The following is a 22242-nucleotide window of genomic DNA, read 5'->3' as shown; positions in this document are numbered from 1 at the left end:
GGCTAGCGGCGTCAGTAGCGCTCCGCCGTGCCCAGATACTGCTCGGCGAACGCGGCGGCTGCGTGGCGCGAGGTGAACAGGCGGCGCAGCCTGGCCAGTGTGGTGCCCGTGCGGAACGGGTCGCCCGTGGCCGTGCCGTGGTACAGCTCCGAGAGCCACTGCGAGAACTCCTGGTAGTCCCAGACGCGGCGCAGACAGGCTTGCGAGTAGCCGGCCAGCAGGTCCTCGGCGTCCGGCGCTCCGTGGACGTGGGCGGTGAGGGCGTCGCCGAGGAGGAACGCGTCGTGCAGGGCCAGGTTCATGCCCTTGGCGGCGATGGGGGCGACCAGGTGTGCGGCGTCACCGGCGAGGAAGAGGCGGCCGTGGCGCATCGGCTCGACGACGTAGTCGTGCATGTCGAGGACGCGTTTCTCGAGGAGCGGGCCCTGGACGAGGGGCGCGGCGCCGTCCGCCGCGAGGCGCCGGTGGAGCTGGTCCCAGACGCGCTCCTCGGACCAGCCGTCCGGGTCGTCGCCGGGCGGGCACTGGAGGTAGTAGCGGGTGACCTCGGGGCTGCGCGGCATCTGGCCCGCGAACCCGTCGGGGTGCATGCCGAAAAGGACGCGGTCCGCCGAGGGCGGCGCCTGCGCGAGCAACGCCAGCCAGCCGATGCCGTAGTCGTGGCGCGCGATCCGGACCCGGCTCGCGGGGAGCGCGGCCCGGGTCGCCCCGCGCGCGCCGTCGCACCCGGCGACGACGTCGCAGCGCAGCACTTCGCGGCGGCCGGTGTCGGGGCAGGTGTACGAGACCGAGGGGCGGCCGGTGTCGAGGGCGTGCAGCTGTACGTCGCGGACCGCGAAGCGGATGTCGCCGCCGCGCACATCGGCGTACTCGCGCACGAGGTCGGTGACGAGGAGCGGCTGGGGGTAGACGAAGTGGTGACTGCCTGTCAGTTCGCCGTAGGGGAAGGGGTGCCGCTCGCCCTCGAAGCGGAACTCGCACGCGGTGTGGCGCTCCGCGCGCGCGAGCAGGTTCTCGGCGAGGCCGCGCCGGTCCAGGCCGCGTACCGCCCACTCCTCGATGACGCCCGCGCGTGGCCGCCGCTCGATGAAGGCGCGGGTCTCGCACTCCAGGATCGCGCAGGGGATCCCTGCGGCGCGCAGGATGTTGCCGACGGTGAGCCCGGCCGGACCGGCTCCCACGATCACGACCGGGATGTGGTGCCCGTGCTTCTCGTGCTTCTCCGAGAGGGTCACGCGGCCATTATGGCGACGCGCCCGGTCCGCGCCAGGCCCCTCGTTCAGGGGTTCACGGGCTGTCGCCCTGCCAGACGAATCGGCGCGCGTCCGTGGCGAGGGGCTTGTACGTCGCGCGGCCTCCCGGGCCGAACGCGGCCAGTTCGGTCGGCAGGGCGACGGCGGCGGGCTCCGCCTCGGCGGGCCGGTCCGTGACGTCAAGGAGCAGCCCGTCCAGCGGGCCGCCGATCAACTGCGCGTAGGCACGCCCCGGGCGCGGGCCCGCGTCCTCGTGGTCGGCGCCGTACACCCTGCCGCGCAGGAACTCCTGTTCGTCCATGCCCCCACCCTCGCAGCCACCACTGACAACGGCCGATGAGGCAGACTCCCGGCATGACTGAGATCGGACAGAAGGATGACCTGCTGCTCTACCTCCAGCAGGCCCGCGACGCCTTGCTGTGGAAGCTCGAAGGGCTGTCGGAGTACGACGTCCGGCGCCCGCTGACGCCGACGGGGACGAACCTGCTCGGCCTGGTCAAGCACGCGACCATGGTGGAGCTGGGGTACCTCTGCGACATCTTCGGCAGGCCGCACGACGTGCCGGTGCCGGACCCGGAGGAGGACATGTACGCCACCGCCGACGAGCCGCGCGAACTGATCGTCGACTGCTACCGGCGGGCCTGGGCGCACGCCGACGCCTCGGTGCGCGAGCTGCCCCTCGACACGGTCGGCTCGGTGCCGTGGTGGCAGGAGGGCAAGCGGGAGACGACGCTCCACCACCTCCTGGTCCGGGTGCTCGGCGACACCCAGCGCCACGCCGGGCACGCCGACATCCTGCGGGAGGGCCTGGACGGGGCGGTGGGCTGGCGCGCGGACAACGACAGCCTGCCCTCGCGCGATCCGGCGTACTGGCGGGAGTACCACGACCGGCTCCAGACCCTGGCCGAGCAGGCCAAGGACCGGTAGAGCCGGGTCAGCCCGCGCGGTGGCGGAGGAGCAGCATCGCCGCGTCGTCGTGCAGCGGCCCCTTCGCGTGGTCCACGAGGTCGGTGCGCAGCCGTTCGATGGCGGCCTCCGCGTCGGGGTCCTTGAGCAGGGCCACGCGCTCGGCGAGCGGGTAGAAGTCCCCGGCGCCGTCGCGGGCCTCGCTCACCCCGTCCGTGTAGAGCAGGAGCTGGTCGCCGGGGGCGAAGTCGACGGAGTACGGGGCGGGCTGCTCGCCGCCGTCCACACCGATGCCGAGCGGCAGCGCGTAGGCGGGCGGTGCCGGGAAGAGGGTGGAGCCGTCGGCGCGGACGATGAGCGGTGCCGGGTGGCCGAAGTTGAGGAACGTGACGTGACGGCCGCCCACCGGGACCTCGACGAGGAGGGCGCTGACGAACCGCTCGCCCTCCAGCTCCCGGTCGACGGCGCGGGCCAACCGGCGCCCGAGCCCGGCCAGTTCGGGTTCGTCGTGGGCGGCCTCGCGGAAGGCGCCGAGGACGAGCGCCGCCGTCTCCACGGCTTCGAGACCCTTGCCCTGGACGTCGCCGATGAGGGCCCGCGTCGCACCGGCGGCGACCACGACCTCGTACAGGTCGCCGCCGATGCGGGCCTGGGCGACGGCGGAGGTGTAGGAGACGGCGACGCGCAGTTCGCCCGCGACGCGGGGCACGGGCCGCAGGAGGACGCGCTGGGCGACCTCGGCGATGGAGCGGACGCTGGCCAGTTCGGCGTCGCGCCGCTCCCGTAACGCGACGGCGACGAGGCCCGCCGCGGTGACGCCCGCGATGCTGATCGACGCGATGTAGACGCGCCGCCTGCCGAGTTCGCCCTCGCAGGCGGCGAGCATGACGCAGAGCAGGACGGCGAGGGCTCCGATGCGGGCGGTGCGCCGCTTGCTGCCGACGAGGCCCGCGAAGGCGGGGCCGAGCGACATCAGGGGCATGAGGCCGAATCCGGCGGGTGTGACCATTTCGACGACGGCGACCAGCGCCATCACGTAGTACGGCAGGGCGGGCAGCACCCGCCCGTCACGGCTTGTCGGCACGTTCATCGCATCGCTCCCCCGCCCGGACGCCTGGTCAATCGCTTCCGTCGGTTCCTGAGCGTATGCGTGTTTTCTTGGGGCTTGATGAGTCTCGCGCGATGTCGTTATCCGATCGCAGTGCGGGGTGCCTTTTCGGCCGCCGTGTCGGTGTGCTCACGCTCGTCGAGATCGTCGAGGTCCAGTCGCCTGATGTCCTTGACGATGACGGCGTAGCTGACGACGGCGAGCGCGGCGCAGACGCTGACGAAGGCGAGCGCGAGGTCGAAGGAGCCGGTGGCGTCGATGAGGTAGCCGACGACGAGCGGGGTGACGATTCCGGCGACGGCGCCGAAGGCGTTGAAGACGCCGCCCGCGAGGCCCGCGATCTGCTTCGGCGCGACGTCGCCGACGACGGCCCAGCCGAGGGCGCCGAGCCCCTTGCCGAAGAAGGCGACCGACATGATGAGGACGACCAGCCAGGACGCGGTCACGACGTTGCAGACCATGATGGTCGTGGAGAGCAGCAGGCCGGTGATGATGGGGATCTTCCGGGCGACGGTGAGGCGCACGCCGCGCCGGGCGAGCAGGTCGGAGAGGTAGCCGCCGAGCACGCCGCCGGTGAAGCCGCACAGGGCGGGCAGCGAGGCCACGAAGCCCGCTTCGAGGATGCTCATGCCGCGCTCCTGGACCAGGTAGACGGGGAACCAGGTCAGGAAGAACCACGTGATGGTGTTGATGAAGTACTGGCCGACGAAGATGCCGAGCATGGTGCGGTTCTTCAGCAGCGTCTTGAGGTGGCGCAGGCCGCCGTCGCGGTCGGCCGGGGCTGCGGCCGGGCCGGCCGGGTTGTCCAGGTCGATGAGCGCGCCGCCCGCGCCTATGTGGTCGAGTTCGGCGGCGGTCATCCTCGGGTGGCTGCGCGGCGGGTGGATGACACGGGTCCAGATCAGCGCGAGGACGACGCCGACGCCGCCGATCACGGTGAAGACGTGCTCCCAGCCGAGCGCCGTCACGAGCCAGCCCATCAGCGGGGCGAAGGCGACGGTCGCGAAGTACTGGGCGGAGTTGAACAGCGCGGAGGCGAAGCCGCGCTCCTTCGTCGGGAACCAGGCGGCGACGATACGGGAGTTGCCGGGGAAGGACGGCGCCTCGGCGAAGCCGACGACGAACCGCAGGACGAACAGGAGGACGACGGCGGCGCCCGCGAAGAAGCCGATGGCGCCCTGCGCCATGGTGAACACCGACCACAGGAAGATGGCCAGGCCGTAGACCTTCTTCGAGCCGAACCGGTCGAGCAGCCAGCCGCCGGGGATCTGCGCGATCAGGTACGACCAGGAGAACGCGGAGAACAGCACGCCCAGCTCGCCCGAACTGATGCCGAGGTCCTTCTGCATGGTGTCGCCGGCGATGGAGAGGGTCGAGCGGTCCGCGTAGTTGATGGTGGTGACCACGAAGAGCATGGCCAGGATCGCGTACCTGAGACGAGGGAGACGGTGGGGCGCTGTCATGTGCGGTCGATCTCCTGAACCTGGAGGGCGGCGGCTCTGCCGCGTGTGGTCCGAGCCACATGACCTGTGGCTGGAGACGACCGTAGGTTCAGCGCCCATTCCCGTCTAGATCGATTTTTGTTGGCTGCGATACCTTCCGAGCATGGCCGCCGCGGCGTCACAGGTGCTGGAGCAGGGCGTGCAGCGCGGGGTTGTCGTTGTTGCGCCGCCATGCCAGATGCAGCTCGACCGGGGCCGGGTCGGGCAGTTCCAGCGTGCGGAAGGTGATGCCGGAGAAGCGCATCTGCGCCGCCGCCTCGGGGACGAAGGCGATGCCCCAGCCAGCGTTGACCATGGCGAGCAGGCTGTGCACCTGGCTGAGGTACTGGGTGAAGCGGGGCGTGACCCGCGCCGTGCGGAAGACGCTGACGAGCAGCTCGTGGAAGTAGCGGGCCTCGACGGGCGAGTACATGAGCACGTCCTGCCCGCCGAAGTCGCTCATCAGGAGCGGCCCTTCGCCCTCGGCCAGCGCATGGTCCATCGGGACGGCGGCGAGCAGCCCTTCCCTGATCGCGGGCCGGGTCACGAGGTCGGGTCCCGTACTGGAGGGGCGGATCATGCCGAGGTCCAGGGAGCCGTCGGCGATGGCCTCCAGCTGGTCGCGGGTGACCTTCTCGCGCAGCACGATCTCGGTGCCGGGCATGACGGAACGGGCCACGTCGAGGAGGGTGCCGAGGGAGGAGTAGGCGCTGGCCGCGGTGAAGCCGACGGCGATGGCGCCCGCCTCCCCCGCCGACACCTGCTGGGCGGCGAGGGTGGCGGCCTCGGTCTGGCGGAGGATGGTGCGGGCCTCGTGGAGGAAAGCGCGGCCCGCCGGGGTGAGCCGGACCGTGCGATTGGTGCGGTCGAGGAGCTGCACGCCCAACTCGTGCTCCAGGAGCTGGATCTGGCGGCTCAGCGGCGGCTGGGTCATCCGCAGCCGCTCGGCGGCCCGGGTGAAGTGCAGTTCTTCGGCGACGGCCACGAAACTCACGAGCTGGGCGAGCGTGAACAATGATGCCCTCCGGGTATCAACGCATCCAAAAACAGTGTTTGACGTGGATCAATCGCCGACTTTAGCGTCAACGCCATGACGACCAAGCACGCAGCCACCCCCGTCACCGGCCTCCGCGGCGAAGCCACGCTCGACTCGATCGCCTGGATCAGCCTGTCCTCGGTCGCCCTGCCGCTGGCCACGCCGATCAGCGACGCCAAGGTGCTCACCGGACGGCAGAAGCCGATGACCGAGGTCGCCTTCCTGTTCGTGGAGATCGAGACGGCGCAGGGCCATACGGGGATCGGCTTCGGCTACTCCAAGCGCGCGGGCGGCCCCGCCCAGTTCGCGCACGCCAAGGAGATCGCCGACAACCTCATCGGTGAGGACCCCAGTGACATCGGCCGGCTGTGGACCAAGCTGGTGTGGGCGGGCGCGTCCGTGGGCCGCAGCGGTGTCGCCACCCAGGCCATCGCCGCGCTCGACATCGCCCTGTGGGACCTGAAGGCCAAGCGCGCCGGTCTGCCGCTCGCCAAACTCCTCGGCGCCCACCGCGACTCGGTCCGCTGCTACAACACGTCCGGCGGCTTCCTGCACACCCCGACCGAGCAGGTCCTGGACAACGCGACCGCGTCGCTCGCGCACGGCATCGGCGGCATCAAGATCAAGGTCGGCCACCCGGAGGGCAGGCAGGACCTGCGCCGCCTGACCGCCGTGCGCGAACACATCGGCGACGACGTGCCGTTGATGGTCGACGCCAACCAGCAGTGGGACCGGCCGACCGCCCAGCGGATGGGCCGTGCCATGGAGGAGTTCGGCCTCGGCTGGATCGAGGAGCCGCTCGACGCCTACGACGCGCAAGGGCACGCGGCGCTCGCCGCCTCCCTGGACACACCCGTCGCCACCGGCGAGATGCTGGCCTCCGTCGCCGAGCACGTCGAACTCATCAAGGCGAACGCCTGCGACATCATCCAGCCCGACGCCCCGCGCATCGGCGGCATCACCCAGTTCCTCAAGCTGGCCGCGCTCGCCGAACACCACCACCTGCAGCTCGCCCCGCACTTCGCCATGGAGATCCACCTCCACCTGGCCGCCGCCTACCCGATCGAGCCCTGGGTCGAGCACTTCGACTGGCTGGAGCCGCTGTTCGAGGAACGGCTCACGATCAGCGAGGGCCGGATGCACGTGCCCTCCCGGCCCGGACTCGGCGTCACCCTCACCGACCAGGCCCGCGCCTGGACCCAGGCCACCCATGAGGTCGGCAAGCGCGCCTGACCGGCCCGTCCCTCTCTCTCATCGCACCGGAGCAGGAGCACTCCAGCCATGACGTCCTTCACCCCCGCAGAGCTCGGCCGCCGCATCGGCTCGGGCCTGCTCTCCTTCCCCGTCACCCACTTCGACGCCGACGACCTCTCCTTCGCCGAGGACGCCTACCGGGCCAACATCGAGCGGCTCTCCGGCTACGAGGTCGGCGGCCTCTTCGCCGCGGGCGGCACCGGTGAGTTCTTCTCACTGACCGCCGCCGAGACCGAGCAGGCCGTACGGGCGGCGGTCCAGGCCGCGCCCGGATCCACCCCGATCCTGGCCCCGGCCGGATACGGCACGCGTACGGCGATCGAGTACGCGCGGGCCGCCGAACGCGCGGACGCCGACGGCCTGCTGCTCTTCCCGCCCTACCTCACCGAGGCGTCGCAGGACGGGCTCGCCCGGCACGTCGAGGCGGTCTGCCGCGCCACGAAGCTGGGGGTGATCGTGTACGGCCGCGCCAACGCCGTCTACACCGCCGACACCCTCGCCCGCCTCGCCGACTCCTGCCCGAACCTCATCGGCTACAAGGACGGCATCGGCGACATCGACGCCATGACCCGCATCTACACCCGCCTCGGCGACCGTCTCACCTACATCGGCGGCCTGCCGACCGCCGAGACCTTCGCCCTGCCCTACCTCGAACTCGGCGTGACCACCTACTCGTCGGCCATCTTCAACTTCCTGCCCGACTTCGCCCTCGACTTCTACGGGGCCGTGCGCGAGCGGCGCCACGACACGGTCCTCAAGCTCCTGAACGACTTCGTCCTGCCGTACACCGAGATCCGCAACCGGCGCGGCGGCTACGCGGTCAGCATCGTCAAGGCGGGCATGACGGCCACCGGGCACAGCGCGGGACCGGTGCGGCCCCCGCTGACCGACCTGACCCCCGTCGAACTCGCCGAACTGACGGCGCTGATCAAGGGCGTACCCGCTCCGACGGCGGCCTGACGGCGCGCGCCGCCGAGTGCAGGGACTTCAGCGCGACGAGGAGGATCCCGATGTCGTCGAGGTAGATGGGGTCGGGAAGCAGGTCGACCGGGGAGATCGTGTAGATCACGGCGGTCCAGAACAGGGCCTTGCTGCGCAACGGGATCCCCGCGTCGAGCAGTAGCTTGCGCGCCTGGAAGACCCGTACGAGCAGATAGAGCGCGGCGATCAGCATCACCACGGCCGCCACCGTCGCGATGACGAACCACGTGTTGCCGTCCATCAGTCACCCACCCCTGTCACCCCAGTTCCGGTCCCGCTTCGGACACCTTCCTCACGGCAGGATGGAGTCCACGTACCCGCCGTCGACCCGGACCGCACCTCCGGTCGTCGCCGAAGCCTGGTCGGAGCTGAGGTAGACGACCATGTTGGCGATCTCCTCGGGCTCGATCAGGCGCTGGAGCAGCGACTGCGGGCGGTGCTCGCGCATGAAGGCCCGCTGCGCCTCGTCCCAGGGCAGGTCCTTGTCGACGAGTTCGTGGACGAAGTCCTCGACGCCGCCGGTGTGGGTGGGGCCCGCGAGCACCGAGTTCACCGTGACGCCCGTGCCCGCGGCCCGCTTGGCGAAGCCTCGGCTCACCGAGAGCAGGGCCGTCTTGGACATGCCGTAGTGGATCATCTCGGCGGGGACCACGACCGCGGAGTCGCTGGCGATGTACTGCACCCGGCCCCAGCCGCGCTCCATCATGCCGGGCAGGAACATCCGGGTGAGGCGGACGCCCGCGAGGACGTTGACCTCGAAGTAGCGCCGCCACTCGTCGTCGCTGATCTCCAGGGGTTCGGCGGAGCCGAAGATGCCCAGGTTGTTGACCAGGATGTCGACCTCGGGCAGTGCCTCGGCGACTCTCCGGGCGCCCTCCTCGGTGGCGACGTCCGCGACGACCGGCACCAGGTCCGCGCCGGGTGTCCGCGCGGCCAGTTCGGCGACGGCCTCCTCCACCCGTCCGGCCGAACGCCCGTTGACGCCGACGCGCGCCCCGGCCCGCGCCAGACCCGTGGCGATGGCCGCGCCGATCCCCTGGGTGGAGCCGGTGACCAGGGCGGTGCGCCCCTTGAGATCGATCCGCATGTTCCGTGTCCTTTGTTCGTCCTTCGTCCCGTCGCCTCTGCGTGGCGTGGGGTGCGGTGGCGGGCGAGGATGTGGACCTGACGGGGGCGCAACCGACCGAGGAGGCCGACGCCGTGCTCATCATCGCCGCGATGGTCCTGGGCGCGCTCAGCCTGGTGTGCGTGGGCGTCATCGTCCGCCAGTGCGCGACGGACGACATCACCCTCGGCCCGCCGGTCCTCGCGCTCGTGACGGCCTTCACCTCGGTCGCCCTGATGCTGACCGCCACCGCGTACGGGCACTGAGGCCCGGCTAGAGCCGGTCGGGACTCTCCGGGTCCTCATCGACCACGTGCACCGCCGCCTCCTCGGCCGACGCCGCGCCGCCGTCGATGCCGACGTCCTCGGCCAGCATGTCCTTCTCGGCGTCCTCGTGGGCGCCCTCGTCCGGGGCCAGGAGGCGGCCCGCGCGGTCCTCGCCGACCTCGTCGTCGAGGGGCTCGCCCTCGCCGCCCTCCAGGTCGCCGATCTCGTCGTCCTCCTCGTCGCCGGACTCCAGGGCCTCGTACTCGTCCACGACGGGGTCGGGGCGCTCCTCGGCGAGGCGCTCGTCGAGGGTCTCGCCCTCGCGCTGCTCGGCGGCCGTGGTGCCCTTGTGGTCGACGCCCAGCGGCCGCTCCGGCGGCGAGTAGCCCTCGTCGTGCGGGTCGACGCCGCGGTCGAGGAGGGTGTCCTCCGCCTCAAGGTTGCCCTCGTCGTCGAACGCCTCCGGCTCGTCGCTCGGCTGGTAGACCTCGTCGCCCATGAGCGCGTCGTCGTTCCCGTCGGTCATGCCGTGTCACCTCGTCTCTTTCCGCCCCGTAGGACTGCGTCCCCCGTTCCGGTCACGTAACCAGCCTGCGCCAGGTCACGCATGTCGGCCGCTTATCCGCTCATCCGGGGCGCAATCACCTCACGTCACATCAGGCTCGGCGCGCGTGCGGCACGACGACTATCTGCACGTCGTCCTCGTAGACGACGCGGCCGGGGTCGGCCGAGACCGCGCGGTGCCAGGCGACGCCGTGCGCGTCGAGGATCTCCAGATATCCGGGGAGCCGTGCGAAGAGGTGCGTGGCCGTCGGCTTGAACCAGGCGGCGGCGTTCGGGTTGACCGCAGGGTCGTAGACGGTCGGGTCGACGGAGGAGGGGTCCGTGTACGCGGCGTCGTACCAGGAGTTGTTCTCGCGCCGGAACCGCTCCTGCTCAGGGGTGAGCCGACCGGCCCGGCCGAGGTTGTTGACCAGGCCGAACACCCCTTTGTGGTGGCCGTGTTCGTCGGGCGTGGCGGCTTCGTAGCGCGCGTACTCGGTCGTCATCGGGAGATCTTTTCACGTCCGCCTCATTGACAGGCTCATGCAGGGTGGGGAAATTGGCTGAGCCACTCGACCAATCCGGAGTCGCCGATGTCCGCAGAGCTGCTCTCCATCCTCGTCCTGGCCGTCATCTTCGTCATCGCCACCACCCGCTCCGTCAACATGGGAGCCCTCGCCTTCGCCGCCGCGTTCGCCGTGGGCGGGCTCGCCGCCGATCTCGACGCGGACGCCGTCTTCGCGGGGTTCCCCGGGGACCTGTTCGTCGTCCTCGCCGGGGTCACGTACCTCTTCGCCATCGCCCGCGCCAACGGCACGACCGAGTGGCTGGTGCACGCCTCGGTCCGCATGGTCGGCGGCCGGGTCGCGCTCATCCCCTGGGTCATGTTCGCCGTCACCGCCGCGCTCACCGCGATCGGCGCCGTCAGCCCCGGCGCGGTCGCGATCGTGGCGCCGCTCGCGCTCGGCTTCGCCGCGCAGTACGGGATCAGCCCGCTGCTCATGGGGATCATGGTGGTGCACGGGGCGCAGGCGGGTGGTTTCTCGCCGACCAGCGTCTACGGCTCGACGGTCAACAGCATCGTCGCCCGCGAGCACCTGCCCGGCAACGAGGGCGCCCTCTTCCTCGCCAGCCTCGTCGTGAACACGGTCGTGGCGGGGATCGTGTACGTGGTCCTGATGCGGCGCGGGGGCGTTCCCGCGCGGGCGCCGGAGCGGGCGGCGGTGGCGGTGGGCGGTGCCGGTGGCGGGTCGGGCGGCCCGGAAGAGGTCGGCCCGGCGGACCAGCCGCATCAGTCGGACCAGCCGGACCAGCCGGACCAGCCGGACCAGCCGCATGAGCACCTACGGGAGCTGCCCGACGTCCCGCGGCTGGACGGCCCCCGCATCGCCACCCTCACGGGCCTGGTCGCACTCGTCGTCGGCGCGCTGGTGTTCGACCTCGACGTCGGTCTGACGGCCATCACGATCGCCGTGATCCTCAGCGTCGTATGGCCCGCGACCAGCAAGACGGCGGTCGCCGACATCTCCTGGACCACCGTCTTCCTGATCTGCGGTGTCCTCACCTACGTCGGCGTGCTCGACGAGATGGGCACGATCAAGTGGGCCGGCGAGGGCGTGAGCGACATCGGCGTGCCGCTGCTCGCGGCGCTGCTGCTCTGCTACATCGGCGCGATCGTCTCCGCGTTCGCCTCGTCCGTCGGCATCATGGGCGCGCTGATCCCGCTGGCGGTGCCGTTCCTCGCGGCGGGCGAGGTCGGCGCGGTGGGCATGGTGGCGGCGCTCGCCGTCTCGGCGACGGTGGTCGACGTCAGCCCGTTCTCCACCAATGGGGCGCTGGTCCTGGCCAACGCGGAGGACGTCGACCGGGACCGGTTCTTCCGGCAGCTGATGCTCTACGGCGCGGTCGTCGTGATCGTGGCCCCGGTGGCGGTGTGGCTGGCGTTCGTGGTGCCGGGCCTCGGCTGAGACCCGGCACCGAGCCGCCTCGCTACGACGTCGCCGCGTTGCGCCAGACCGTCAGGTCGAGCGACATGTACTTGCTCGGCGAGTCCTTGGCCGAGAAGCCCTGCACCGTCACCAGGCCGATGTGCCCGGTGCCGGTGAAGACACAGACCTGCCGGCCCTTCGACAGATGGACGTCGTAGATGCTGTCGGCGAAGCGCGTGTCCTTGCGGCAGGTGTCGAGGGAGCCCTCCTGGCCCGGGTCGAGCAGCACCAGCTTCCCGCCCTCGGCCTCGGCCTTGAGGAAGTCCCCGTTGACGTACGTCAGCTCTCCGCCGCCGTTCTCCGCCTCCTGCGGGCGGACCGGGTCGTCGCCCAGGGTCAGGTGGTATCCGGCCGTGAGATCGATGCCCTTGTACGTGACCGGTTCGGGGTCGGCGACGGGTTCCTGGCCGCCACCGTCGCCGCCGCCGCTACCGCTGCCGCTGCCGCTGCCGCTGCCGCCCGGGGAGGCGGTGTCCTTCTGCCCGCCCTGCGCGGCATCCGCGCCGTTGCTCCTGCCTCCGCCGTCGCCGCTGTTCCTACCCGCGTTGTACGCGGTCGCGCCGAGAACGCCGAGGACCAGGGCGGCGGCGAGCACCAGCAGGACGGTCTTGCGGCCCGACTTCTTCGGCGGCGCGGGCGGCATCGTCCGCTGGTGCGGGGCGTACTGCGGGTATGCCACCTGGGGCGCGGGCCCGGCCGAAGGCGCCGTCGGCGTGTACGCGGCGGGCGGGGGTGTCCGCGCGGGCGCCGGGGCGGCGGTCCGCACGGTGATGTCGGCGGCGACGGCGCCGGGCAGCCAGTCCTCGGGGCGGCGCAGCACGGTCTGGGAGTTGGCCGACTGGCACAGGCCGATGACGTCCGCCAGGGACGGCCGCCCGGCCGGGTCCTTGGCGAGGCAGCGCGTGACGAGTTCCCGCAACTCTGCCGGGATCGCACCCAGTTGGGGCTCCTCGTGCACGATGCGGTAGAGCACGCCGTGTCCTGTGCCCTCGCCGAAGGCCGGGGTGCCGGTCGCGGCGTACGCGGCGATCTGGCCGAGCGCGAAGATGTCGGTGGCCGGGGTGACCGGGCGGGCCGCCGCCTGCTCGGGCGCCATGAACGAGGGCGTGCCGACGGTGACGCCGCTGCCGGTCAGGGAGGTGGAGTCGGCGGCGCGTGCGATGCCGAAGTCGATGACGCGGGGGCCGTCGACGGCGAGCAGCACGTTCGACGGCTTGAGGTCGCGGTGCACGATGCCCGCGCCGTGGATGACGTGCAGCGCCTCCGCCATGCCCGCGACGAGCAGCAGCACCGTCTCGACGGGCAGGGCGCCGTGCGCCGTGACCGCGTCGGCGAGCGAGGGTCCGGGGACGTACGCGGTGGCGAGCCAGGGGTGCTCCCCCTCGGTGTCGGCGTCGATGACCGGCGCCGTGTAGAGGCCCTGCACGCGCTGCGCGGCCCTGACCTCCTGGGCGAAGCGCCGCCGGAACTCGGCGTCCTCGGCGAACTCGGGCCTGATCACCTTGATGGCGACGGGCCGGCCGCCGGGCGTGTACGACAGGTACACCTTGCCCATGCCCCCGGCGCCGAGCCGAGCGGCGATCCGGTACCCGGCGACGGTCGCCGGGTCGCCGGTGCCGAGCGGCTGGAAGATGTCGGGCGCCGGGCGCCGCTCCGGCCGCTGACCACTGTTCACCTTGCGTCTCCCCACGTCATCGCAACGGAGGAACCTTAATCCACGTCAGACACGTCAGATCCGGGCGCCCGCCCCCAGTTCCACATCGTGGCGCACCGTCCCCGACGGGCCCGCGACGGTGACGAGTTCGGCGCGCGGCGTGTGCCGGGAGCCGGAGATCACCAGGGTGTGCGTGCCCGGGGGCAGCCCCTCCACCGCGTAACGTCCGTCTGTCACCGGCGACTTGGCGAGGCGCTTGCCCCGGGTGCTGATGACCGTCACCCAGGCGGGGCAGCCGTCGGGGTGCGCCGCGCAGTGGGCGTCGCCCTCGATGCGGGCGGCGCCGGTGCGGGCGGGTTCGCGGTGCTGCGGCTCGTTCCAGGCGGCCATGAGGGAGCGGGTGCGCCGCTGCATCGGGGTGGCCGGGGCCTGCGCGGTGCGGCCCTCCGCGGCGACGGGAAGGCCGGCTTGCTCGGCGTAGGCGGCGAGGGTCTCGTCGAGGGCGTCGAGCTCGCGCAGCGCGGTGGCGAGGCGGCGGGCACGGGGGCCGGGCGCGGCCGGGGCGAGTTCGGCCTCCAGCTCACGGACGAGCGGGCCGATGCGCCGCCAGGCGCCGGAGGTGGTGCCGGTACCCGTACGAGCACCGGCATCCGCAGCGGTGTCCGCCCCTTCCTGCTCGCCGCTCGCGAAGAACCGGTCCAGCTCCCTGAGGGACGCGGTGAGGGTCGTGGTGATCAGCCGGGCGCGTTCGGCGAGCCGGGGCGCCAGGTCCACGTCGATGTCGGCGGCGACGGCCAGCGCCCTGGCGTGGCCGGTCGCGGTGGCCAGGAGCGCGGCGCGGTGCTCGGCGGCGGGCCCGCGCACGCCGAGCGGCATCCGCACGAGGGGCCGTACGACGCTCTGGACCTGGCTCAGCGCGGCGTCCACCGCGCGGGCGGCGCCGCGAAGGCGGACCGGCTCGTCGGGCTGGGCCCAGCGCTGTTCCACCTGCATGATCACTTGGGCGAGGGCATCGACGTAGCCGCGTTCGGCCTCCTTGACGACGGTGCGGCGGGACAGCGGGAAGATCAGGGCGGCGCAGGCGGTGGCGACGAGTATGCCGATGCCGTTGTCGAGGAGCCGCTCGCCGAGCAGGTGGTTCATGCCGCTGTCGGGTGTGGTCAGGGCGTAGAGCTGGACGAGCGCGACGACGAGGCCGACGACCCAGCAGGCGTAGGCGCGCTGCATGCCCCAGGCGCCGAAGGTGAGCCCGGCGACGATGACGGCGAGGGTGGCGTAGACGTGGTCGCGGCCGATGAGGTGCAGGACGACGACGCCGAGGACGGCGCCGATGGCGGTGCCGACCATGCGGTGGCCGAACTTGCGCAGGCGTTCGTGCGTGGTGTTGGTGCCGAACAGCGTGATCATGACGCCGACCAGGCCCCAGTAGAAGCGGTGCGGGTCGATGGCGTCGGCGATCGGGCAGACGACGGCCGCGGCCACGGCGGCGTGCGCGGGGACGCGGACGAACGGGATGGCGCGGCGCCAGCCGGTCTCCGAGCCCGCGGCGAGGACGCGCCGGGCGGGGCCCGCCGAGCCGGGCAGCCGGTTGTTCTCCAGGGCGACGGTCGGCTGGAAGGGGACGTCGGCGGCGCTCGTGGAGGTGGCGTGGCCGACGGTGAGCCAGTTGCGCAGCGAGTCGGCGAGCGACTCCAGGAGGTGGCCGATGCGGCGGGCGAGGACGGCGGCCTCGACGGCGTCGGCCGGTGCGGCGGCGTCGCGCAGGATGGCCTCGGCGCCGTCCTGGATGCGGGCCGCGACCGGGCGGAGCCCCTCGGCCTGGCCGAGCGGGGTGTCACGGGCAAGCACGAGGCCGACGGCGAGGGCTTCGCGCAGGGGCTCGGGGACGGGGCGCCGGGTCAGTTCGGTGGTGGCCTGGCCGATGCCGCGCAGGGCGAGTTCGGCGTCGAAGAGGTGGCGGTGCAGGAGTTCGGCGGCGGCCGGGTCGGCGGCGACCTCGGGCTGGGCGAGGCGGCCGTCGATGGTGACGGTCGTGATGTTCAGGCGGCGCAGCGAGCGGTCCATGCGGCGCACGGCGCGCTCGGGGTCGGCGTCGGGGTCGAGCGCGTCCACGGCGGCGTCGGCGACCCGGCGCGCCTCCACGACGAACGCCCGCTGCGTACGGAGCAGGTCCTCGCGGGGCATCGGGTAGCAGAGCAGGAGCCGGGTCACGAGGACGGCGGCGGCGGAGACCAGGGCGACCGCGAACGCCTTGCCGACGAGCGCGGCGGGGATGCCCGCGAGCATGCCGACCATCAGGCCGTTGAACAGCATCATGCCGGTGAGCAGGGCCAGCGGCCCGAAGCGGGCGAGGAAGAAGGTCAGCGCGAGGGCGCTGATCATGAGGACCATCTGCGCGGTGCGCTGCCCGTTCAGGCTCGCGCACAGCCACAGCACGGCGGTGTACGGGAACGGCATCCAGAGGATGGCGCGGGCGAGCCGGTCCCAGGTGTTCTCGGCGACGGCGAACGCGCTCATCAGGCCCATCATCCCGGCGACCATCATGCCGATCATGTCGGGGATGTGCAGCGCCTCGGCCATGGCGTAGCCGACGGCGAGGGAGGTGACCATGGCGACAAGGGACCGCCAGCCGGCCTGGAGCTGGCCGAGCCCGGGGTCGGCCGCGAGCACCCAGTCCCACCATCTGCGCGGGCCCGCGACCCGGTGGGGGGCGAGGTCCACGGCGGGGACGGGGTGCGGGCTGGTGGCGGTCTCCGGCAGGGTGTCCGGGGTGGTCAACTGGTCTCCGATTCCATGGCGTTCACGAGTGTGGCGATGGCTTCCCGCGCGGTGCGGACCGCGCGCTCCGAGTCGTCGATGCCGCCGTCGAGGGCGGTGAGCAGGGCCCGCGCCATGCGCTGGCGGCCCTGTTCGAGCACGTCGCGGCCCGCGGACGTGAGCGAGGTCCGCACCGCGCGCCGGTCGTCGGGGCAGCGCTGCCGCTCGACGTGGCCGGTCTCTTCGAGCTTCTGCAGGATCACGGTGACCCGGGGCTGCGCCATGCCGGTCGCGGCGGCCAGCTCGGTCACCCGGCGCGGGCCCGCTTCGAGTGTGTCGAGGAGGGCGACCTGGCTGCGGGTGAGCCCGTAGTCCCCGGCCCTGAAGAGGGTCTGGGTGAGGTGTCCGATCCCGCGCAGCAGACCACGGGCGGCGCCCTCGATGCGCAGCGCCTCGGCGGGCTCCGAGGATAGATGCATACGGAAATTATATACATGCCAGGTACAAATACTTTCCGTGGGTCCGGCCGCGCCCGCGACGAGCGGCCGACCACTCCCCCGGCCGCCCCCACGGTGGGAGAATCCCGGCGTGGACGGAGGGATCCTCGAACGGGATCTCGAACTGGACCGGCTGGCGCGCGCCGTGCGGGACGCCACGGCCGGTGCGGGCTCCGTCGTGCTCGTCCTCGGCGAGGCCGGGATAGGCAAGTCGTCCCTGGTGCGGGCGGTGCCCGGGGTGCTGCCGCCCGGCGCGAGGTTCCTGGTCGGCCAGTGCGACGATCTGGCCACGGGCCGCCCCCTCGGACCCCTGCGCGACCTCGTCGGCAGCGTGGGCACCGAGCTGGCCCGGGCGCTGCGCGACGCCGGCGACCGGCACCGGGTGCACGAGGCGCTCCGCGCCGAGCTGGCCGGCGCCCCGCACCCGGCCGTCCTCGTCGTCGAGGACGTGCACTGGGCGGACGAGGCGTCCCTGGACGCCCTGCGCTATCTGGTGCGCCGCGTCGAGAAACTGCCCGCCGTGCTCGTCCTCACCTACCGCGACGACCAGCTGGGCCGCGGCCATCCGCTGCGCCAGCTCCTCGGGCTCGTCTCGGGGGCGGCCCGGGTGCACCGGCTGCCGCTGGCCCCGCTCTCGCCCGACGCCGTACGCGTCCTGAGCACGGCGGCCGACCTCGATCCGGCCCACGTCTACACGGTGACCTCGGGCAATCCGTTCTTCGTCGCCGAGGTGATCGCGGCGGGCGACACGGGCGACGTGCCGCCGACCGTCGTCGACGCCGTCCTGGCCCGCCTTCGCGGCCTCACCGACGCCACCAGGGACACCCTCGAACAGCTCGCCGTGGTGCCGTCCGCGGTGGAGCGCCCGCTCGTGGACACCCTGCTCGCCCGCCACGACGGCGACGACGCGCTCGCGGCGGCCGAGCAGGCCGGCCTGCTCGTCGTGGCCGTGGACCGGGTGGCGTTCCGGCACGAGATCATCCGGCGCGCGATCGTCGACTCGCTGCCCACCGCGCGGCGCATCGCCCTCGACCGGGCCGTGCTCGCCGCGCTGGCCGCGACCCCGGGCGCCGACCCGTCGCGGATCGTGCACCACGCGGCGGCGGCCGGGGACGCCGAGGCGGTGACGCGGTTCGGCCCGGGAGCCGCCCGCGACGCCACCCGGGCGGGCGCGCACCGGGAGGCCGCCGCCCATCTGCGGCTCGTCCTGCGCCACCGGCACCGCTTCGGCCCGGCCGAGCGGGCGAGCCTCCTGGAGCAGTTCGCGGTGGAGAGCTACACCATCGGGGACTCGGAGGCCGCCGTCTCCGCGCAGCGCGACGCCGTCGCGCTCCGCCGCGAACAGGGTGACCTGCGGGCGCTCGGCGCGGATCTGCGCTGGCTGTCGCGCATCCACTGGTGGGCGGGAAACGCCGCCGCGGCGGAGTCCGCCGCGCGCGAGGCGCTCGACGTACTGGAACAGGCGGGCGACAAGCGGCTGTTGGCGCTCGCCCTGAGCAACACGGCCCAGTTGCGGATGCTGGCCGATGAGTACGCGCAGGCCGTCGACTACGGCGAGCGGGCCATGGCGCTCGCCCGCTCGGTCGACGACAGGCCGATCCTCACGCACGCGCTCAACAATGTCGGCAGCGCCCGCTGGCGCTCGGGCGACCCGTCGGGGCAGCGGCAGCTGGAGGAGAGCCTGCGGGTGGCGCTGGCCGCCGGTGAGGTGGACCACGCGTGCCGCGCGTACGCCAACATCGTCTGGTTCCTTCTCGACGATCTGCGTCTCGCCGACGCCGACCGGTTCCTGACGCCCGCGATCGACCTCGCGGACCGCGCCGAGCACCTGGGCTTCCTCACCTACTTCGAGGTCGAGCGGGCGCTGCACCGGTTCGCGGCGGGCGACTGGGCGGCGGCCGAACGGTTCGCGCTGCTCGGCACCGACGTGTTCCCGCCCGCCCGCTGCCCCGCGCTCACCGTGCTCGCCCGCATCCGGATCCGGCGCGGCACACCGGGCGGTGACGACCTGCTCGACAAGGCGTGGCGGATCGCCGTCGGCACCCGGGAGCTGCAGCGCACCGCGCCGGTGGCTGCGGCGCGCGCGGAGGCCGCCTGGCTGCGCGGCGACCCGGCGGGCGTCGTCGAGGCCGTCGAACCGGTCCGCGCCGACGCCAGGCGGCTGCCCGCCCCGCCGCACCTTCCCGAACTCGGCTACTGGCTCACCAAGGCGGGCCGGAGCGTGGCGCCCAGCGGGTCGCGGCACCCGTACGCGCTCCAGGCCGCGGGCCAGTGGGACAAGGCGGCCCGGCTCTGGCAGGAGGCAGGCTGCCCGTACGAGCACGCGGCGGCCCTCGCGGAGAGCCCGGACCCGGCGGACAAGCTGAGCGCGCTCGCGACGCTGGACACGCTCGGCGCGCTGCCGCTCGCCCGCCGCATCAGGGCCGAGCTGCGCGGGCTCGGGGTGCGGCACGTGCCGCGCGGCCCGCACGCGGCGACGCGGCGCAACCCGGCGGGGCTGACGGCGCGGCAGCTCCAGGTCGTCCGGTTCCTGGCCGAGGGGCTCACCAACCAGGAGATCGCGGACCGGCTCGTCGTCTCGGTCCGCACGGTCGACAACCACGTCCGCGCGGTCCTGGAGAAGCTCGACGCGCCCACCCGGCACCGGGCCGCCGCCCGCGCACGGGAGCTCGGGCTGCTCGACGCGGACAGAACCTAGGCAGCCGGTACGTCAGAAGTGAGTACCCGGCGCGCATGCCGGGCCGCGGTCCACGCCCGTAGAACGGGCGCACCACACTCAACGTCTCCCGGGGGCCCGCATGACCATCACACCCGCACAGGCAGCGGAACGCGAACTCACGGATTTCGGCGGCCAGTTGATCGGGCCGCAGGACTCCGCGTACGAGGAGGCGCGCGCCGTCTACAACGCCATGATCGACCGGCGCCCTGCGCTCGTCGCACGCTGCGCCGACGCCGGTGACGTCGCCCGCACCATCGGCTTCGCCCGCCGCCACGGCCTTCCGCTCGCCGTGCGCGGCGGCGGCCACCACGGCGCGGGGCTCGGCACCTGTGACGGCGGGGTCGTCGCGGACCTGTCGCCGATGGACTCCGTCGAGGTCGACGCCGCCGCCCGCACCGTCCGGGTCGGCGGCGGCGCCACCTGGGGGCAGGTCGACGCGGCCACGCACGCGCACGGGCTCGCCACGCCCAGCGGCATCATCTCCACCACCGGCGTCGGCGGGCTCGCGCTCGGCGGCGGCCTCGGCCACCTCACCCGCCGCTTCGGCCTGACCGTCGACAACATCCTCGCCGTGGACGTCGTCCTCGCCGACGGCGCCCAGGTGCGCGCCGACGCCGACGAGAACACGGACCTGTACTGGGCAATCCGGGGCGGCGGCGGCAACTTCGGCGCCGTCACCGCGTTCACGTTCCGGCTGCACGAGCTGGCCACGGTCGTCGCGGGGCCCACCTTCTGGCCTGCCGAACAGGGCGCCGAAGTCCTCGCCGCCCACCGGGACTTCATCCCGTCCCAGCCGCGTGACGTCAACGGCTTCTTCATGTACGCGACGGTGCCGCCCGCGCCGCCGTTCCCCGAGGAGCTGCACCTGCGCAAGGTGTGCGCGGTCGTCTGGTGCCACACGCACGACGACGCCGAGGCGGCGAACCAGGCGATGGCCCCGCTCCTCGACGCGGTTCCGGATCCGCTGCTGCACGCCGTCGCACCCATGCCGCACCCGGCGCTGCAGTCGATGTTCGACGGGCTCTACCCGCCCGGCGACCAGTGGTACTGGCGGGCCGACTTCGTGCGGGACATCCCGGACGAGGCGGTGGCGCTGCACGCCAAGTTCGGGCCCGAGGTACCGAGCATGCAGTCCACGATGCACCTCTATCCGATCGACGGCGCCGTCCACGACCGCGCCGCCTCCGACACCGCCTTCCACTACCGGGACTCCCGGTGGGCGAGCGTCTACGCGGGCGTCGACCCGGACCCGGCCAACGCCGCCCTGATCAAGCGCTGGACCGTGGACTACTTCGAGGCGCTGCACCCGTTCTCGGCGGGCGGTGCCTACGTGAACATGATGATGGACGAGGGGCAGGAGCGCGTACGGGCGAGCTACCGGGGCAACTACGCCCGCCTCGCCCGTATCAAGGCGGCGTACGACCCGGAGAACGTGTTCCGCCTCAACCAGAACATCGAGCCGGATCCGTCTCCCCGCCCCTGACCGGAGAGGTCCGGCCGCCGACGCGCCGGGCGGGCCCCGGACACGTAGCGTGGCCCGCATGTGCTGGAGCGCGACGGCCGACCTCGTGGCGGGGAGCGCGATCACCGCGGTGGGGGTCGCCTGTGTGACGCGGGCCGCCCGCACCCGGCCGCGCGCCCTGCCGCTCGCGGCGCTCCCGCTGCTGCTGGGCGCCCACCAGATCATCGAGGCGGTGATCTGGAACGACAGCGGCGGGCACGGCCCCGCCGTCACCGCCTGGGCGGTGATCGCCCTGCCGCTGCTCCCGCTCTGGATCCCTGCGGGGGTGCTGTGCGTGGCGCGGCCCGGGGCCCGTCGGCGGCTGTGGCCCCTGCTCGCGTGCGGGGTCGCGACGTCGGCCGCGCTCGCGTACGCCCTGGCGACGAGGACCGTCACCGCCACCGTCCGCGGCCACACCATGGCCTACGCGATCGGCCTGCCGCACGCGGGCATCCTCGTCGCCGGTTACCTCCTGGCCACGATCGGCTCCCTGCTCCTGTCCGGCGAGAAGGGCCTGGTCCTGCTCGGCGGGCTGGTCGGGGCCGCCGCCGCGGTGTGCGCGGCGCTGTGGCGCTGGGAGTTCGTGTCGACGTGGTGCGCGGCGGCGGCGGTGTGCTCGCTGGTGCTGCTGGCGTGGACGCGCCGCGCGGCAGCGGCGCCGGTCGCGCGCTGACGGGGCCCCTCATGGAGCAGCCCCTTGATAGACCCCTGCGCGAGGGTTAGAGTCTCTAACAGACGCAAGCAGCAATCACGTTCCGGCCGTCAGGCCATCTTCAGGGGGTCCACCATGACCAGCGCTCCATCACTGCACGTCGTCCTCGGCTCCGGCCCCGCCGGAACCGCCCTCGCCGAGGAGTTGGTGCGCCGCGGGCACCCCGTACGGCTCGTCGACCGCAAGGGCGAGGGGGCCGAGCGGGCGGGCGTCGAGCGGTTCGCCGCGGACGTCGGCACCGCGGCGGGCGCACGGGCCGCGGTGGCGGGCGCCGCCGTCGTGTACCACTGCGTCAACGTCGCCTATCACCTTCAGGTCGCGGCGATGCCGGGCATCCAGGAGGCGGTCCTCGGCGCCGTCGAGGAGAGCGGGGCGCGCCTCGTCGTCCTCGACACGCTGTACCCGTACGGCGAGACCGGCGGCGCCGTGATGACGGAGGACTCGCCCTGGAACGCCACGTCCCGCAAGGGCCGGATGCGGG

The 22242-nt window shown here is 72.9% G+C and carries 21 protein-coding genes; 9 read left to right on the top strand and 12 right to left on the bottom strand.

The genetic code is table 11. From position 1 onward, the window contains the following. Nucleotides 1–11: 11 nt before the first annotated feature. Nucleotides 12–1235 carry a 4-hydroxybenzoate 3-monooxygenase gene (locus N5I75_RS02865; protein ID WP_476673922.1) on the bottom strand — a complete coding sequence of 408 codons (1224 nt, stop codon included), beginning with the start codon at nt 1233–1235 and terminating at the stop codon, nt 12–14. Nucleotides 1236–1287: 52 nt separating this feature from the next. Beyond that, complete coding sequence (locus N5I75_RS02860) at nt 1288–1554, bottom strand: hypothetical protein (protein WP_476673920.1); 267 nt, start codon at nt 1552–1554, stop codon at nt 1288–1290. Nucleotides 1555–1607: 53 nt separating this feature from the next. Here N5I75_RS02860 and N5I75_RS02855 point away from each other — a divergent pair, with 53 nt between their 5' ends. Then, nucleotides 1608–2180, top strand: coding sequence for a DinB family protein (locus tag N5I75_RS02855; protein ID WP_476673918.1), 573 nt, complete (start codon nt 1608–1610; stop codon nt 2178–2180). A 7-nt stretch (nt 2181–2187) separates the two neighbouring features. Here the strand turns inward: N5I75_RS02855 and N5I75_RS02850 are convergent, their stop codons facing one another. The 3 genes from N5I75_RS02850 to N5I75_RS02840 all read right to left on the bottom strand — a co-directional run bounded on the left by N5I75_RS02850 (nt 2188) and on the right by N5I75_RS02840 (nt 5763). Next, entirely contained in the window at nt 2188–3249 is a 1062-nt protein-coding gene (locus tag N5I75_RS02850) for a PP2C family protein-serine/threonine phosphatase (RefSeq protein WP_476673916.1), read from the bottom strand. A gap of 98 nt (nt 3250–3347) precedes the next feature. Next, complete coding sequence (locus N5I75_RS02845; RefSeq protein ID WP_476673914.1) at nt 3348–4730, bottom strand: MFS transporter; 1383 nt, start codon at nt 4728–4730, stop codon at nt 3348–3350. Nucleotides 4731–4887: 157 nt separating this feature from the next. Further along, nucleotides 4888–5763, bottom strand: a complete 876-nt coding sequence (locus N5I75_RS02840; protein WP_476673912.1) for a LysR substrate-binding domain-containing protein — start codon at nt 5761–5763, stop codon at nt 4888–4890. A 75-nt stretch (nt 5764–5838) separates the two neighbouring features. On the opposite strand from N5I75_RS02840, the gene N5I75_RS02835 reads away from it, so the two are divergent. After that, entirely contained in the window at nt 5839–7017 is a 1179-nt protein-coding gene (locus N5I75_RS02835) for an L-talarate/galactarate dehydratase (RefSeq protein ID WP_476673910.1), read from the top strand. 48 nt (nt 7018–7065) lie between these two features. Continuing rightward, a complete protein-coding gene (gene kdgD / locus N5I75_RS02830) occupies nt 7066–7998 on the top strand; it encodes a 5-dehydro-4-deoxyglucarate dehydratase (protein WP_476673908.1) in 933 nt (310 codons plus the stop codon). Here kdgD and N5I75_RS02825 read toward each other — a convergent pair. Together N5I75_RS02825 and N5I75_RS02820 are read right to left on the bottom strand one after the other, a co-directional pair. Then, nucleotides 7967–8260 (bottom strand): YkvA family protein, encoded by a 294-nt coding sequence (locus N5I75_RS02825; RefSeq protein WP_476673906.1) that lies wholly within the window; start codon nt 8258–8260, stop codon nt 7967–7969. The two genes, kdgD and N5I75_RS02825, sit on opposite strands and share 32 nt — an antisense overlap. A gap of 51 nt (nt 8261–8311) precedes the next feature. Next, nucleotides 8312–9106 (bottom strand): SDR family NAD(P)-dependent oxidoreductase, encoded by a 795-nt coding sequence (locus tag N5I75_RS02820; RefSeq protein ID WP_476673904.1) that lies wholly within the window; start codon nt 9104–9106, stop codon nt 8312–8314. Between the two features lie 41 nt (nt 9107–9147). On the opposite strand from N5I75_RS02820, the gene N5I75_RS02815 reads away from it, so the two are divergent. Continuing rightward, on the top strand, nt 9148–9390 hold the full coding sequence (locus tag N5I75_RS02815) for a hypothetical protein (protein ID WP_476673902.1): 243 nt from the start codon (nt 9148–9150) through the stop codon (nt 9388–9390). 7 nt (nt 9391–9397) lie between these two features. Here N5I75_RS02815 and N5I75_RS02810 read toward each other — a convergent pair whose 3' ends face one another. Together N5I75_RS02810 and N5I75_RS02805 are read right to left on the bottom strand one after the other, a co-directional pair. Continuing rightward, complete coding sequence (locus N5I75_RS02810; protein WP_476673900.1) at nt 9398–9916, bottom strand: DUF5709 domain-containing protein; 519 nt, start codon at nt 9914–9916, stop codon at nt 9398–9400. Between the two features lie 130 nt (nt 9917–10046). Beyond that, nucleotides 10047–10439 carry a hypothetical protein gene (locus N5I75_RS02805; protein ID WP_476673898.1) on the bottom strand — a complete coding sequence of 131 codons (393 nt, stop codon included), beginning with the start codon at nt 10437–10439 and terminating at the stop codon, nt 10047–10049. An 87-nt stretch (nt 10440–10526) separates the two neighbouring features. Between N5I75_RS02805 and N5I75_RS02800 the strand changes: the two genes are divergently transcribed. Further along, nucleotides 10527–11900, top strand: coding sequence for an SLC13 family permease (locus tag N5I75_RS02800; protein ID WP_476673896.1), 1374 nt, complete (start codon nt 10527–10529; stop codon nt 11898–11900). A gap of 22 nt (nt 11901–11922) precedes the next feature. Here the strand turns inward: N5I75_RS02800 and N5I75_RS02795 are convergent, their stop codons facing one another. From N5I75_RS02795 to N5I75_RS02785, 3 genes are read right to left on the bottom strand one after another with little or no spacing between them, the layout of a single operon-like run. Further along, complete coding sequence (locus N5I75_RS02795) at nt 11923–13596, bottom strand: serine/threonine-protein kinase (protein WP_476673894.1); 1674 nt, start codon at nt 13594–13596, stop codon at nt 11923–11925. Between the two features lie 54 nt (nt 13597–13650). Further along, nucleotides 13651–16353, bottom strand: coding sequence for an FUSC family protein (locus N5I75_RS02790; RefSeq protein ID WP_476673893.1), 2703 nt, complete (start codon nt 16351–16353; stop codon nt 13651–13653). Next, nucleotides 16350–16811, bottom strand: a complete 462-nt coding sequence (locus N5I75_RS02785; RefSeq protein WP_476673891.1) for a MarR family winged helix-turn-helix transcriptional regulator — start codon at nt 16809–16811, stop codon at nt 16350–16352. The genes N5I75_RS02790 and N5I75_RS02785 overlap by 4 nt, the downstream gene beginning before the upstream one ends. Before the next feature lie 109 nt (nt 16812–16920). On the opposite strand from N5I75_RS02785, the gene N5I75_RS02780 reads away from it, so the two are divergent. From N5I75_RS02780 to N5I75_RS02765, 4 genes are all read left to right on the top strand, one after another. Beyond that, the gene (locus tag N5I75_RS02780; protein ID WP_476673889.1) at nt 16921–19527 is read left to right on the top strand and encodes an ATP-binding protein; all 2607 of its coding nucleotides are present in this window, start codon (nt 16921–16923) and stop codon (nt 19525–19527) included. A 100-nt stretch (nt 19528–19627) separates the two neighbouring features. Next, entirely contained in the window at nt 19628–21031 is a 1404-nt protein-coding gene (locus N5I75_RS02775) for an FAD-binding oxidoreductase (protein WP_476673887.1), read from the top strand. A gap of 58 nt (nt 21032–21089) precedes the next feature. Further along, nucleotides 21090–21722: a DUF6629 family protein gene (locus tag N5I75_RS02770; RefSeq protein ID WP_476673885.1), complete on the top strand. Its 633-nt coding sequence runs from the start codon at nt 21090–21092 to the stop codon at nt 21720–21722. Nucleotides 21723–21836: 114 nt separating this feature from the next. After that, nucleotides 21837–22242 (top strand): NAD(P)H-binding protein (locus N5I75_RS02765; RefSeq protein WP_476673883.1); only part of this gene is annotated, 406 nt, incomplete at its 3' end.

The organism is Streptomyces sp. R818 (assembly GCF_056172735.1).
The sequence above is the reverse complement of the archived record's forward strand: the minus strand, read 5'-3'. Positions and strand labels throughout refer to the sequence as shown.

Coding starts and splice junctions, on each gene's coding strand:
- N5I75_RS02860 (WP_476673920.1), bottom strand. CDS start 1,554: ATGGACGAACAGGAGTTCCTGCGCGGCAGGGTGTACGGCGCCGACCAC.
- N5I75_RS02855 (WP_476673918.1), top strand. CDS start 1,608: ATGACTGAGATCGGACAGAAGGATGACCTGCTGCTCTACCTCCAGCAG.
- N5I75_RS02850 (WP_476673916.1), bottom strand. CDS start 3,249: ATGAACGTGCCGACAAGCCGTGACGGGCGGGTGCTGCCCGCCCTGCCG.
- N5I75_RS02845 (WP_476673914.1), bottom strand. CDS start 4,730: ATGACAGCGCCCCACCGTCTCCCTCGTCTCAGGTACGCGATCCTGGCC.
- N5I75_RS02835 (WP_476673910.1), top strand. CDS start 5,839: ATGACGACCAAGCACGCAGCCACCCCCGTCACCGGCCTCCGCGGCGAA.
- kdgD (WP_476673908.1), top strand. CDS start 7,066: ATGACGTCCTTCACCCCCGCAGAGCTCGGCCGCCGCATCGGCTCGGGC.
- N5I75_RS02825 (WP_476673906.1), bottom strand. CDS start 8,260: ATGGACGGCAACACGTGGTTCGTCATCGCGACGGTGGCGGCCGTGGTG.
- N5I75_RS02820 (WP_476673904.1), bottom strand. CDS start 9,106: ATGCGGATCGATCTCAAGGGGCGCACCGCCCTGGTCACCGGCTCCACC.
- N5I75_RS02810 (WP_476673900.1), bottom strand. CDS start 9,916: ATGACCGACGGGAACGACGACGCGCTCATGGGCGACGAGGTCTACCAG.
- N5I75_RS02805 (WP_476673898.1), bottom strand. CDS start 10,439: ATGACGACCGAGTACGCGCGCTACGAAGCCGCCACGCCCGACGAACAC.
- N5I75_RS02800 (WP_476673896.1), top strand. CDS start 10,527: ATGTCCGCAGAGCTGCTCTCCATCCTCGTCCTGGCCGTCATCTTCGTC.
- N5I75_RS02785 (WP_476673891.1), bottom strand. CDS start 16,811: ATGCATCTATCCTCGGAGCCCGCCGAGGCGCTGCGCATCGAGGGCGCC.
- N5I75_RS02775 (WP_476673887.1), top strand. CDS start 19,628: ATGACCATCACACCCGCACAGGCAGCGGAACGCGAACTCACGGATTTC.
- N5I75_RS02770 (WP_476673885.1), top strand. CDS start 21,090: ATGTGCTGGAGCGCGACGGCCGACCTCGTGGCGGGGAGCGCGATCACC.